Source organism: Streptantibioticus silvisoli (assembly GCF_027947535.2).
Taxonomy (GTDB): Bacteria; Actinomycetota; Actinomycetes; order Streptomycetales; family Streptomycetaceae; genus Streptantibioticus_C; species Streptantibioticus_C silvisoli.
This window is the reverse complement of the sequence record NZ_JAAGKO020000005.1, coordinates 228393-241158: the sequence shown is the minus strand read 5'-3', so window position 1 is coordinate 241158 and position 12766 is coordinate 228393. Positions and strand designations below refer to the sequence as shown.

10 protein-coding genes are annotated in these 12766 nt (G+C 73.9%); 7 read left to right on the top strand and 3 right to left on the bottom strand.

Annotated features, from left to right (window positions below; translation table 11 throughout):
• The first annotated feature begins 264 nt into the window (after positions 1 to 264).
• Together POF43_RS06160 and POF43_RS06155 are read left to right on the top strand one after the other, a co-directional pair.
• Positions 265 to 1461, top strand: a complete 1197-nt coding sequence (locus tag POF43_RS06160; RefSeq protein ID WP_271316497.1) for a sensor histidine kinase — start codon at positions 265 to 267, stop codon at positions 1459 to 1461.
• A gap of 3 nt (positions 1462 to 1464) precedes the next feature.
• Positions 1465 to 2115 (top strand): response regulator, encoded by a 651-nt coding sequence (locus POF43_RS06155; RefSeq protein WP_271316496.1) that lies wholly within the window; start codon positions 1465 to 1467, stop codon positions 2113 to 2115.
• Between the two features lie 128 nt (positions 2116 to 2243).
• On the opposite strand, the gene POF43_RS06150 is transcribed toward POF43_RS06155, so the two are convergent.
• From POF43_RS06150 to POF43_RS06140, 3 genes are all read right to left on the bottom strand, one after another.
• Complete coding sequence (locus POF43_RS06150; protein ID WP_271324032.1) at positions 2244 to 3062, bottom strand: copper homeostasis protein CutC; 819 nt, start codon at positions 3060 to 3062, stop codon at positions 2244 to 2246.
• Positions 3059 to 4582 carry a M81 family metallopeptidase gene (locus POF43_RS06145; protein ID WP_271324033.1) on the bottom strand — a complete coding sequence of 508 codons (1524 nt, stop codon included), beginning with the start codon at positions 4580 to 4582 and terminating at the stop codon, positions 3059 to 3061. The genes POF43_RS06150 and POF43_RS06145 overlap by 4 nt, the downstream gene beginning before the upstream one ends.
• Before the next feature lie 146 nt (positions 4583 to 4728).
• Positions 4729 to 5937, bottom strand: a complete 1209-nt coding sequence (locus POF43_RS06140; protein WP_271322584.1) for an ROK family transcriptional regulator — start codon at positions 5935 to 5937, stop codon at positions 4729 to 4731.
• Positions 5938 to 6245: 308 nt separating this feature from the next.
• On the opposite strand from POF43_RS06140, the gene POF43_RS06135 reads away from it, so the two are divergent.
• Genes POF43_RS06135 through POF43_RS06115 form a run of 5 tightly spaced genes read left to right on the top strand, consistent with a single transcriptional unit; the run spans position 6246 to position 12749 of the window.
• Positions 6246 to 8057, top strand: a complete 1812-nt coding sequence (locus POF43_RS06135; RefSeq protein WP_271312605.1) for a peptide ABC transporter substrate-binding protein — start codon at positions 6246 to 6248, stop codon at positions 8055 to 8057.
• Between the two features lie 48 nt (positions 8058 to 8105).
• Positions 8106 to 9065, top strand: coding sequence for an ABC transporter permease (locus POF43_RS06130; protein ID WP_271322583.1), 960 nt, complete (start codon positions 8106 to 8108; stop codon positions 9063 to 9065).
• Positions 9062 to 9979, top strand: a complete 918-nt coding sequence (locus POF43_RS06125) for an ABC transporter permease (protein ID WP_271312603.1) — start codon at positions 9062 to 9064, stop codon at positions 9977 to 9979. Before POF43_RS06130 ends, POF43_RS06125 begins: the two co-directional genes overlap by 4 nt.
• Entirely contained in the window at positions 9976 to 11814 is a 1839-nt protein-coding gene (locus POF43_RS06120) for a dipeptide ABC transporter ATP-binding protein (RefSeq protein ID WP_271322582.1), read from the top strand. The genes POF43_RS06125 and POF43_RS06120 overlap by 4 nt, the downstream gene beginning before the upstream one ends.
• Positions 11811 to 12749 (top strand): ROK family protein, encoded by a 939-nt coding sequence (locus POF43_RS06115; protein WP_271322581.1) that lies wholly within the window; start codon positions 11811 to 11813, stop codon positions 12747 to 12749. Before POF43_RS06120 ends, POF43_RS06115 begins: the two co-directional genes overlap by 4 nt.
• The last annotated feature ends 17 nt before the right edge of the window (positions 12750 to 12766 follow it).

Below are 12766 nucleotides of genomic sequence, written 5' to 3'. Positions count from 1 at the left end.
GGGCGGTTCGGGGGGCCGGACTCCGCCGGTACGGGCCGGGGTCCCGGGGGCGGTCGCGGAGCGGCCCGGTCCGGGGGTCGCGCTGAGGTGATTCATGGGCCCATTGCACGCGCGGTCCGGGCAGCGGCGGAAGAGCGGGCCGTCGGGTCCCGGAGCGACGAAAGGCCCGCCGGCCGGCCCGGCGTACGACTTTCGTAGGGTCGCGGTGGGCCGGACGTCGGCCGTCCGGCCTGATGGGCCCGGGGATGCCCTAGCGTGTGCGGCATGGCTGACCGACCGTGGCACCACCGGCACCGGCTCGCCCTTGATGTGGCGATCGCGGTCTTCTTCGCACTGTTCGACACCGGGATGACGCTGATGCGCACCTCGTGGTGGCCGGCGCACCCCGACACCCTCGCCTGGGTCGTGCTGGGCGTGCAGGCCGCCGCCTGCCTCTCGCTGGCCGCCCGGCGGCACGCGCCGCTGACGGTGGTCGCCGTCCTGGGCGGCTTCACGCTGGCGGTGTCGCTGCTGATCTCGCCGCTGCACCTGCTGACCCCGGCGCACAGCGGCAACGTCTGGGCGCCGTTCGCCACGGCGCTGGCCGCGTACGGGCCGATCTTCTACCGCTGCAACCGGCGCACCGCGTTCGTCACGCTCGTCGTCTTCACCGTCATCGTGGTCCGGGCCTGGGAACCGTCGTCCACCATCATCATGGTCGGCCTGCTGCGCACCACCGTCGGACCGTTGCTGGCGCTGTACTTCGACGCCCGCAACCGGCTGGTGCTGGCGCTGACCGAACGGGCGGAACGGGCCGAGCGCGAGCGCCACCTGCTGGCCGAGCGGGCCCGCGCCGAGGAACGGGCCCGGCTGGCCGGCGAGATGCACGACGTGGTCACCCACCGGGTGAGCCTGATGGTGCTTCAGGCCGGGGCGCTGCGGATGACGGCGAACGACGAGGCGACCCGCAAGGCGGCCGAGGACCTGCGGGCGGCCGGCTGCCAGGCGCTGGACGAGCTGCGGGACCTGGTCGGCATCCTGCGCACCGCGCCCGAGGGCGACCAGATGCCGTCGGTGGCCGACTTCGCCACCCTGGTCGCCGAGTCGGCGGCGGTGGGCACCCCGGTCGACCTCACCGAGGAGGGTGACCGCTCGCTCGTCTCACCGCTCGTCGGGCGCACCGCGTACCGGGTGGTGCGCGAGGCGCTGACCAACGTGCGCAAGCACGCTCCCGGGGCGCGGGTGACCGTACGGGTCGCCTACGACGAGACGCGGGTACGGCTCACGGTCCGCAACACCGCGGCGACCGGCACGCCCAGCAGCGCCCTGGTCGGCACCGGCTCCGGGCTGGGACTGGCCACCTTGCGGCAGCGCATCGACGTCGTGCACGGCACGCTGAGCGCCGGGCCCGCGCCGGACGGCGGGTTCAGCGTCGAGGCCACGCTGCCGGCGTACGTGCCGACCGCCGAACCGGTGGGGTGAGCCGTGGTCCGGGTGGTGGTCGTGGACGACGAGCCGATGGTGTGCGTGTTCCTGCGGACGATCCTGGGCTCCGCCGACGACATCGAGGTGGTCGACGAGGCGCACGACGGGGCGGCCGCTGTCGAGGCGATCGCCCGCAGCCGGCCGGACGTGGTGCTGATGGACCTGCGGATGCCAGGGATGGACGGGATCGCCGCGATCGAGCGGGTCAACGCCTTCCCCGATCCGCCGGCCGTCGTGGTGCTGACCACCTTCGACGCCGACCAGTACGTCCTGCGCGCGCTGCGGGCCGGCGCGGCGGGGTTCCTGGTCAAGTCCACACCGCCGGAGGAGCTGATCGGCCTCGTACGGGTGGCCGCCCAGGGGCACACCGTGCTGTCGCCGGCCGCCGCCCGCCGGCTGGTCGCGGCGTCCACCGACGGCATCTCGGCCCGCGACCGCGCCCGCGAACTGGTCGCCTCGCTGACCGAGCGGGAGACCGAGGTGCTCACCGGTCTCGGCGAGGGCCTGTCCAACGCGCGGATCGCGGCACGCCTGTACCTGTCGGAGGCCACGGTGAAGGGGTACGTGTCGCGGACGCTGGACAAGCTCGGGTGCGACAACCGCACCCAGGCCGGCCTGATCGCCCACGACGCGGGAATCGTAAAGCCGTAGCGGACCCGCGGCCGTTCGCCGGACCGCCCACGGCGACGCGACCGCACGCCGGGCCAGGCACGCCCCCGCACGGCCCGGTACTCCCCCGCACGCTCCGGGCCCGCGCACTCCCCCGCACGCCCCCCTCGTCACTCCCCAGCCGCGCCGTCCGCCTCCCGTGCCGCGTGGCGTACGGCGTCGGCGGCGGCGCGGGCTCGGGCGACGGTGTCGGGGCAGGTGACGAAGTGGGTGTCGGCGGCGGCCGTGGAGCCGGCGGCGCCCATCGGGATCCACCGGCCGCCGCGCCGGGCGGGGGCGGGGCGTTTGGCGGACAGGTGCACCGCGCCGGCGCCGGCGGCGGCGAGCCGGGCGATGTCGCGGGGCCGTACTCCGGCGCCGGCCATCACCTCCAGCCCGGGAGCGGCGGCGGCCATCGCGGCCAGCGTGGCGAGGCCGTCGGCGGCGGTGACGGCGCCGCCGGAGGTGAGCACCCGGGTCAGGCCGAGGGACGACGCGAGCGCGGCCGTGCCGACGGGGTCGGCGGCCTGGTCGACCGCCCGGTGCAGGGTGACCTCCACCCGGCGGCCGGCGGCGGCCCCGGCGGTGTGCGCGGCGTCGGCGAACCGGCGCATCGCCGCGGTGTCGAGCGTGCCGCCCGCGGTGAGCGCGCCGACGACGACCCCGGCCGCGCCGCAGGCGATGACGGACCGGACCTCGGCGGCCATGAGCGCCACCTCGTCGGCGTCGTAGACGAAGTCGCCGGGCCGGCAGCGCACCAGCGCCTGCACCGGCGGTCCGACGGCCGACACCGCCTCGACGAGCGCGGCCGACGCGGTCACGCCGCCGAGTTCCAGGGCGGAGCACAGCTCGACGCGGTCCGCTCCGCCGTCCCGCGCGGTGCGGGCGCCGGCCGCGCTGGTCACGGCGATCTCCAGGGCGAGCGGCCGGGCGTGCGCACCGCGGCTCACTCGTCGTCCCCGGTGAGCGGTTCGTCGGAGGGGGCGATGAGCCGGGCGGTCAGGTCCGGGTCGGGCATGGCGGCGTCGTAGGGGAACATCGGGCGGCGGATGCGGCGGTGGCCGAGCCGCGGGAGGTCCTGGTCGACGCCGCCGGGGGTGAGGGCGAGCTTCCAGTCGGCGGCCATGTCGAACAGCTCCGGTTCGAGGTAGCCGATCTTGACGATCACCAGGTCGGCGCCGCGCGGGTCGAGCGACAGGTCGGTGAAGTCGTGCTCGTGGTGGTACGGCTTGCGCAGCTTGGTGACGATCGCGTACACGCTGCCGATCCGCAGGACGACCTCGGTGCCGGCGTCGCGGTCGCCGTGCTTGATCGCGTGCACGGTGCCGGTCATGGTGAGCGGTCCGGCGTGGGTGTCGTCGACCTCGGCGCCGGCCGTGACGGTGACGGTCGCGCCGACGCCGGCCCGCACGGCGGTGGCGACGGCTTCGGGGCCCGGCACCGAGGCGTAGATGACGGTCGGGCCGGCCGGGTCCTGGAACTCCGGCCGGGCGAGGACCCGTTGGAGCCCCCAGGTGACGTCGCCGGCGCCGCCGGCCGTCGGGTTGTCGCCGGTGTCGCTGACGAAGTAGGGCCGCGCGCCGGAGGCCAGCGCGTCGTCGAGGCAGCCGTCGAGCGATCCGGTCGGGGCGACGAAGGCGAACGCGCGCCGGCTGTCCCAGAAGGCGCCGGCCAGCCGTTCGGCGCCGGCGGTGACGGCGGCGCGCGACGACCCGGTGACGACGACCGCGGCGCGGTTGCGCGGTTCGTCGGCCCAGGCGTACCCGACCCAGATCGCGGCGTCGGTGACCCCGTCCACCGCTTCCACCTCGTGGACGGCCGCGTAGACGCTCCTGGCCGGCTCGATGCGCGTCGAGGTCTGTTCGCCGGCCAGCAGCACCGGCACCGGGATCCAGGCCTTCAGCGGCCGGGGCGCGCCGGAGACGAGGAGGTCGACGAGGTTGCGCGCGGCGCGTTCCTTGGTCTCCATGTGGTCCTCGTGCGGGGCCAGCCGGTAGCAGGTGATCAGGTCGCTGCGGTGCGCCAGTTCGCGCGAGACGTTGCCGTGCAGGTCCATGGAGGTGGAGACGATGACGTCCGGTCCGACGGTCTCGCGGATCCGGGCGAGCAGCAGGGCTTCGGCGTCGTCGATGCCTTCGACGGTCATGGCGCCGTGGATGTCGTACCACAGGCCGTCGAGGCGGGGCAGGGCGGCGAGCCGGTCGAGCAGTTCGCCGGACAGCTCGGCGAACGCGGCGGCGGTGACCATCCCGCCGGGCAGCGACTTGCCGACCAGGGCGCCGCGCCAGTCGGCGGCGGTCCGCAGCGGTGCCCCGGGGGCGAGGAACGGGTAGCGCTCCAGCACCTCGGCGCCGCGCGAGGGGTGGAAGGCGGCGGCGCCGGTGCGGGCCGGGGAGAAGGTCGAGGACTCGATGCCGAGCCCGGCGATCGCGATGACGGGGAGGGCGACGGCGGTACGCGGTTGGGACATGGCTCCTCGTGCGGTGGTCGTGGGCGCGGACGCGGGGGCGGATGCGGCGTTCGGTGGTGCGGCGGCCGGTGGTGTGGTGCTCGGCGGTGCGGTGGCCGACGGTTCGCCGCGGGCGCCGGCGGCGGGACGCGGTCGGCGCGTCCCGGTCAGCGGGCGGTGGGGGCGGCGGTGTTGAGGGGGGCGTTGCGCAGCGCGTGGGTCACGGCGTGCTGGAGGGCGAGCTGGCCGGCGCCGAACAGGCCCGCGTCGGGGCCCAGGCTCGCGCGTTCGATGGTCAGGTGCTCGGTGACCAGGGGGTGGCAGTCCTCGTAGAGCCGGCTGCGGACGGCGGCGACCAGCGGTTCGAGGGTCGACAGGATGCCGCCGAGGTAGACGGCGTCGGGGTTGAAGAAGTTGACGTTGGCGGCGAGCACCTGACCGAGGTAGCCGCCGGCCCGGCGGACGGCGCGGGTGGCCTGCGGGTCGGCGTCGGAGGCGAGGCGGACGACGTCCTCCACGCTGTGCACGTCGGCGCCGCCCTCGCGCAGCACGCGGACGAGCGCGGCGCCGGAGGCGACGGTCTCCAGGCAGCCGGTGTTGCCGCACGAGCAGGGGATGTGGCCGGCGGCGTCGATGCGGACGTGGGTGATGTCGCCGGCCGCGCCGGTGGCGCCGCGGTAGAGCTTTCCGTCGGCGATGACGCCGGCGCCGATGGCGGAGCCGATCTTCACGGTGATCGACTGCCGCCGCTCGCCGGGGTGGGTGGTGTGCTCGCCGAGCGCCATGCAGTTGGCGTCGTTCTCCAGCGCCGCCGGGACGCCGAAGCGTTCGCGCAGCCAGGCGCCGACCGGGAACTTGTTCCAGCCGGGCATCCGGGAGGGCAGGGTGACGGCGCCGGAGCCGACGTCGACCGGTCCGGGCAGCGCGAGTCCGACGCCGCGCAACCGGGCGCGGCCGCGCTGCTCCGCCAGGTGCTCCAGGGTCTCCGCGAGCCGGGACAGCGACGCCTCGGGGCCGTCGGCGATGGCGAACGGCACGGTGGAGACGTCGGCCAGTCCGCCGCCGGGCAGCACGACGCCGACCCTGGCGTGCCGGCCGCCGAGGTCGGCGGCCACCGCGAACTCGTCGGTGCCGCCGAGCCGCAGCACCTTGCGGGGCCGGCCGCCGGTCGAGGCACGCGTGCCGTGCTCCGCGACGAGTCCGCGTTCGACGAGCTGGCTGACGGTGAGCGAGATCGTCGACGGCGCGGCGTCCAGTCGCTCGGCCAGTTCGGTGCGCGACATCGCCTGCCCGGAGGCGATGAGTTCCAGGACGCGGGCCGCGAGGGAGGGCGCGCTCCGGGCGCCGCCGCGCTGCGGGGCACTTATGTCAGACATGGGTGAACTAACTTCCGTGCCGGGGGTGGTGGCGACGAGCGTACGCCCGCATCCGCCGGGGCGGAAGCGCCACCGGAGCGCGGAGGGGACGGCCGGGAGCGGCCGGTGATCAGCAGGTGAGCGGTGTTCCGGGGGCCGGGAACGGAACCTCCGGACTTTTGTCGGAACAGCAGATACTTACTTGTTACAGATCATCGTTTGTTTTTTCGGACCGTGAGGCCGTTGACTGATTCCGCCAGCCGCCGCTCCCGTGAACCCCACCCGTTTCAGCCCGGGACGGGACGGATCGCCCACCCCGAGGAGGATTCATGTTCCCTGGCCGCCCGGCGGAACTCCGCCGATGGGCGCTCTTTGCGGGCGCCGCCGTCTCGGTGGGCGCCCTGCTCGCCGGTTGCAGCGGATCGACCGGTTCGCCGTCCGCGTCGTCCGACTCGGTCAACTACGCGCTGCCGGCCAACTTCACGCCGAACTGGATCCTGCCGATCGGCACCGCGGCCCACCTCAACACCAACAACATCTCCATCGCCGCCGCCCTGTGGGAGCCGCTGGTCGCCTACGACGGTTCCTCCGGCGGGATCGGCTGGGACAAGAAGGCGTCGATAGCCACCGCGGCCGACTTCGCCCCGAACGGCAAGAGCGTCGAGGTGACGCTGGGCGACCGGCACTGGAGCGACGGCACGCCGATCACCACGCGCGACGTGCGGTTCTGGTTCGACCTGGTCAAGGCGGACAAGGCGCAGTGGGCCCCCTACAGCGCCGGCAAGGCACCCGACAACTGGACGTCGTTCAAGGCCGTCGACGCCCGGCACTTCACCCTCACCTTCGACCACGCCTACAACGACCAGTGGATGCTGGCGAACGAGCTGAGCCTGATCACCCCGCTGCCGCAGCACGCCTGGGACCGCACCGGTGCCACCGCCGCGGTCTCCGACGCGGACGAGACCACCGCGGGCGCCAAGGCGGTGTGGACGTACCTGAACACGGCCGCCAAGAACATCTCCCGGTACGCGACCGACCCGCTGTGGAAGACCGTCAGCGGTCCCTACACGATCAAGTCCTTCTCCACGTCCGGCAAGGTCGTACTGGCCGCCGACAAGAAGTACGACGGCGGCGAGAAGGCGCACATCGCGACCGTCAACCTCCTGCCGTTCACCACGACGGACGCCGAGGAGAACGCCCTGCGCGCCGGGCAGGTCGACTACGGGTACATCAACGCCACCGACCTGGACCAGAAGGCGTCGTTCACCCGGCAGGGCTACACGGTCAAGCCGTGGACCGGCTGGGCGATCACGTACATGCCGTACAACTTCAACAACCCGGCGATGGGTGCCGTCTTCAAGCAGCTGTACGCCCGCCAGGCCGTGCAGACCTCCATCGACCAGGCCGGGCTGGCGAAGGTCATCTTCAACGGCACCGCTGTCCCCGGCTACGGACCGGTCCCGCAGGCGCAGAGCTCCGACTTCGTCTCGCCGGTGCAGAAGGCCAACCCGTACCCGTTCTCCACCGCCAGGGCGAAGGCGCTGCTGACCGGCCACGGCTGGAGCGAGCAGGGCGGCACCATGGTCTGCGTGAAGCCCGGCACGTCGTCGTCGCAGTGCGGGGCGGGCGTCGCGAAGGGCACCAGGTTCCAGATGCAGGTGCTGTCGCAGTCCGGCTCCACGGTGACCGACAACATGATGAGCGTCATCCAGTCCTCGCTGGCCAAGACCGGCATCGGGTTCTCCATCAGGACCGCGCCCGTCAACTCGGTGCTGTCGCAGACCCCGCAGTGCACCGCCGGCCAGTCGGTCTGCAAGTGGCAACTGTCGTTCTTCGGCACCGCCGGCAGCTGGTACTTCTCCGCCTTCCCCACCGGTGACTCGCTGTTCCAGACCAAGGGCGGGTCGAACTTCGGCAGCTACTCCGACCCGCAGGTCGACAAGCTGATCAACGCCTCGACGACGTCGACCTCGATGCGGGCCGTGCAGGACTACAGCGCGGCGCTCGCCAAGGACCTGCCCGTCATCTGGCTCCCGGAGCCCGACTACCAGATCTCGGTCGTCAAGAACGGACTCGGCGGCTTCTCGCAGGACTCGCTGGCCGACTTCCACCCCGCCCAGTGGGCCTGGACCGGCAAGTAGGCCCCGCGGGGGCCACACCCGCCCCCGCCCCGACCGTCCGGAAAGCACATGCCTACCTTCCTGTACCTGGCCAGACGCGTTCTCCAGGCCGTCGTGGTGATCCTCATCGTGACGGTGGTCGTCTTCTGCCTGCTGCACGCCCTGCCCGGGGGTCCCGCGCGCGGGATCCTCGGACCGCAGGCGACGGCCCAGCAGATCGCCGAGTTCAACCGCCAGCAGGGCCTGGACGAGCCGCTGCCCGTCCAGTACCTGTACTACCTGCGCACCCTGCTGCACGGTGACCTCGGCACGTCGTACACCCTCAACGAACCGGTCGCGCAGCTCATCGAGCAGCGCCTGCCGAAGACACTGGTCCTGACCGTGCTGTCGGCCGTCGTCGCCCTGCTGATCGCCATCCCGCTCGGGATGTGGCAGGCGGTGCGGCGCAACAAGCCGGTCGACTACGTCGTCACCACGCTGAGCTTCGTCGCCTACTCGACACCGGTGTACTTCCTCGGGCTCATCCTGGTGCTGGTCTTCAGCCAGCTCCTGCCGTGGTTGCCCGCGCAGGCACCGCAGGGCGACACGCTCGCCCAGGTCTTCGCCGACCCCGCCGGGCTCGTCCTGCCGGTGGTCGCCGGGGCGGCGTCCATGATCGCGGTCTTCAGCCGGTACATGCGCGCCGCGACGCTGGAGAACCTGTCCGAGGACTACGTCAGGACCGCCAGGGCCGGCGGATCGCGCCGCAACGCCCTGCTGTGGCGGCACGTCTTCCGCAACTCGCTGACCCCCGTCGTCGCGATGCTCGGCTACTACGTGCCGGTGCTCTTCGGCGGCGCCCTGGTGGTCGAGCAGCTCTTCAACTACCCGGGCATGGGCCTGTTGTTCTGGAGCTCCGCGCAGTCCTCCGACTACCCGGTGCTGCTCGGCTGCGTCCTCGTCATCTCGATCGCCACCGTCGTCGGCACGCTCATCGCCGACGTGGTCCAGCGGATCATCGACCCCCGAGTGAAGGCAGGTCGCGCATGAGCGCCGTACTGCAGCCGGGCCAGAGCCCCGGCACCGGGCCGCTCGCCGACCCGCCGGGCGACACGGCCGGAGCGGTGGGCCCGCGCCTGATGGTGCGGCGCTTCACCCGCAACCGGCTCGCGGTCGCCGGGCTCGTGGTGATCGTGCTGTTCCTGCTGTTCTGCTTCGCCGGACCGCTCCTCCACCCGACCGACCAGACCCACACCACGCTGTCGCAGGTCAACCTCGCGCCGAGCGCCCGGCACCTGCTCGGCACCGACGCCGTCGGGCACGACGAACTCGGCCGGCTGATGTTCGGCGGCAAGGTCTCGCTGCTGGTCGGTCTGGCGGCCGGCCTGCTGGCGACCGTCATCGGCACGCTGTGGGGCGCGGCGGCCGGCTACGCGGGCGGCTGGATCGACGCGGCCATGATGCGCGTCGTCGACGCCGGCATCGCGATCCCGGCGCTGTTCATCCTCCTGGTGGTCTCCGCCATCTCCACCCCCGGGGTGTTCGGGCTCGTCGTCATCCTCGGCCTGGTCTCCTGGCTCGTACCGTCCCGCCTGGTCCGGGCCGAGACCCTCACCCTGAAGAACCGCGACTACGTGCACACCCTCCGGGCGATCGGCGGCACCCACACCCGGGCCATCACCCGGCACATCCTGCCGAACTCGGTGTCGACCATCGTGGTCGCCGCCACCTTCCAGGTCGCCGACGCGATCCTGCTCGTCGCCTACGTGTCCTACCTCGGCCTCGGCGTCCAGCCGCCGGCCACCGACTGGGGCGGCATGCTGTCGGCCGGCCTCACCGCCGCGTACTCCGGACGCTGGTGGCTGATCCTGCCGCCGGGCCTGGCCGTGATCCTCGTGGTGTGCGCGTTCAACGCCATCGGCGACGGCCTGCGCGACGCCTTCGACGTCAGGGGGCGCGCGTGACCGCCATCGGCCACTCCCCCGGCGCCGCACCGGAGCCGATCCTCGAACTCGACGGCCTGGACGTCACGTTCGGCACCGAGACCGGCGACGTGCCGGCCGTGCGCGGAGTCTCGCTGCACGTACGGCCCGGCGAGACGCTCGCGCTGGTCGGCGAGTCCGGGTCCGGCAAGTCGACGGTCGCGCTGGCCGCGATCGGCCTGCTGCCGGGCAACGCCCGCGCCACCGGCCGCGCGTCGGTCGCCGGCACCGACGTCGTCACCGCCCCCGAGTCCGTCCTCGCCGGCCTGCGGGGCCGCACGGTCTCCATGGTCTTCCAGGAACCCGCCACCGCGCTCGACCCGCTCACCCGGATCGGCGCGCAGATCGCCGAGGTCGTCCGCAACCACCGGTCCGTCACCGCCCGGGAAGCCCACCGCACGGCCGTCGGCCTGCTGCGCCGCGTCGGCATCCCCGACCCCGAACGCCGGGCGTCGGACTTCCCCTTCGAGCTGTCGGGCGGGCAACGGCAGCGCGTGGTCATCGCGATGGCCATCGCCAACGACCCCGACCTGCTCATCGCGGACGAACCGACGACCGCGCTCGACGTCACCGTGCAGGCCGAAATCCTCGACCTGCTGCGCGGCCTGGCCGCCGAGACCGGCACCGGCGTACTGCTCGTCACGCACAACATGGGCGTGGTGGCCGACTTCGCCGACCGGGTCGCCGTCATGCTCCAGGGCGAGATCGTCGAGACCGGCCCGGTCGAGGACGTCCTGCTGCGCCCGGTCCACGCCTACACGCGGCGCCTGCTGGCAGCGGTACCGCGCCTGACAGTCGCCGAGCAGCCGCCGGGGCAGGCGGCACCGGCGCTCGACGGCTCGGGGTCCGGTTCCGGCGGCTCCGGCTCCGACTCCGGCCAGGAGGACGGCCCGAGGTCCGCACCGGCCTCCACCTCCGCCCCCGCAGCCGCAACCGCTCCCGCCGACGAACCCGCCACCGACGTGCCCGCGGTCGACTCACCGGTGGTCGATCTGCGGGACGTCCGGGTGGTGTTCGGGCGTGGGGCGCGGGCGGTGCGGGCGCTGGACGGGGTCTCGCTGGCGGTCCGGGCCGGCGAGACGGTCGGGCTGGTCGGGGAGTCCGGGTCGGGCAAGTCGACCGCGGCCCGCGTGGCCCTCGGCCTGATCAGGCCGACCGGCGGCACCGTCGCGCTCTTCGGCTCCGAGCTGCGCAGGACCAGGGCCCGCGACCGCCACGCGCTGCGTTCCGGGATCGGGGTGGTCCTCCAGGACCCGGTGGCCTCGCTCGACGCGCGCATGAGCGTCGCCGAATGCGTCGCCGAACCGCTGCGGGTCCACCGCCGCGGCATGCCGGCGAAGGAACGGCAGGAGCTGGTCGCCGGTGTCCTGGAACGCGTCCGGCTCCCGCGCGCGTTCGCCCGGCGCGCGCCGCGCGAGCTGTCCGGCGGGCAGCGCCAGCGGGTCAGCCTCGCCAGGGCGCTCGTCCTGGAACCGCGGCTGCTGGTCGCCGACGAACCGACGAGCGCGCTCGACGTCAGCGTGCAGGAGACGGTGCTGGAGGTGATCACCGAACTCCAGGGCGAACTCGGCTTCGCCTGCCTGTTCGTCTCGCACGACCTCGCCGTCGTCCAGCACTTCGCGGAACGCGTCGTCGTCATGCGCGACGGCCGCGTCGAGGAGGAGGGCAGCACCGCCGCCACCCTGCTGCGTCCCACGACGGACTACACCCGGCGTCTGCTGGCCGCCGTGCCGGTGCCCGACCCGGTCCTGCAACGCCGCCGCCGTACCGAACGGCGGGCCGCCCTCGCCGCGGACGGCTCCGGAGCCGGGGCGTGACGCGATCGGCGGCCGGCGGCCCGCCCGGTGCGTACGCCGGGATCGACATCGGGGGCACGACCACGCAGGTCGTGCTGTGCACCGGTGACCTGACCGTGCTGGACCGCGCCGAGGTGCCCACCCCGGCGGCCGAGGGCGGGCACGCGATGGTCGGCGCCGCACTCGCCGCGCTGCGCCCGCTGCTGGACCGGGTACCGGCCCGCCTGCTGGGGGTCGGGGTGGGCGCGGCCGGCGTCGTGGACGCCCGCGCCGGGCGCGTCCTGGCCGCCAGCGACTCCTTCCACGCCTGGGCCGGGTTCGCCGTCACGGCCGCCGTCGAGGCGGCGCTCGGCGTGCCGGCGTTCCTCGACAACGACGTCAACGCGTTCCTGCGCGGCGAGGTGTCCAAGGGCGCCGTCGCCGGGGAGTCGCACGTGCTCGCGATGACGCTGGGCACCGGCGTGGGCGGTGCGCTGTGGCTGGACGGCGCGCTGTTCGACGGACCGCGCGGCGCGGCGGGCGAGATCGGCCACGTCCCGGGTTTCGGCGACACCCCGTGCTCGTGCGGCGGGCGCGGCCACCTGGAGACGCTCGCCTCGGGGCGTTTCATCGCCGCCCGGTACGCGCGACGGTCCGGGCGGCACACCACCGCGCGCGGTGTCGCGGCGGCGGCCGGCCGGGGCGATCCGCACGCGCTGGCGGTCTTCGGCGCCGCGGGATCGGCCGTCGCCCGCGCGATCCTCATCACCGCGGGCCTGGTCGACGTCACGACAGTGGTGCTCGGCGGCGGGGTCAGCGGTGCCTGGCCGCTCCTGGAACCGTCGATCCGCACCGCACTGCGGGCCGACCCCCCGGTCAGCGGCGCACCGGTGCGACTCGTCCGGGCCCGCCTGGGCAGCGACGCGGTGGCGATCGGCGCCGCGTCCCGGGCCCGCACGGAACTGGGTGCGGGCTGAGCACGGTGAGGCAGGGC